The sequence below is a fragment of the Psychrobacter sp. GW64-MNA-CIBAN-0177 genome (assembly GCF_040309585.1).
Lineage (GTDB): Bacteria > Pseudomonadota > Gammaproteobacteria > Pseudomonadales > Moraxellaceae > Psychrobacter > Psychrobacter okhotskensis.
The window spans coordinates 1-320 of the sequence record NZ_JBEOOY010000099.1 but is presented as its reverse complement, the minus strand read 5'-3'; the positions used below and the strand labels follow the sequence as shown (position 1 = coordinate 320).

Genomic DNA, 320 nt, shown 5'->3' with positions numbered 1-320 from the left:
CCATTGGCTCTAAGGTGTTGCCCCAGTACAACTGAGAATACCCTTCAATGCTCTCATCGATGTTCGAGTTCATGCGTCCGGTCTTAATCATCCACAGCTCAAGCATCGATAGATAAGGATGGATACCGCAAGCGGCAGCGGCATCACTGCTGCCAATACCTTGCTGACGTACCTCAAGCCATTTTTCATGGCTGAGCTGCTTGGTATTGATCAGACGCTTAGCGGTGGTAGATTGAGTAGCAGACGGTTTAACCGTTTTATAAATGGCCGTAGACTTAGTGACACCAGGCGTTTTAACCTTCACGGTTGCACGCTTGGTT

The 320-nt window shown here is 48.8% G+C and carries 1 protein-coding gene; it reads right to left on the bottom strand.

Annotated elements, in window-relative coordinates:
* Positions 1-304 (bottom strand): YqaJ viral recombinase family protein (locus tag AAEY79_RS14340; RefSeq protein WP_407074205.1); only part of this gene is annotated, 304 nt, incomplete at its 3' end.
* Between the last annotated feature and the right edge of the window lie 16 nt (positions 305-320).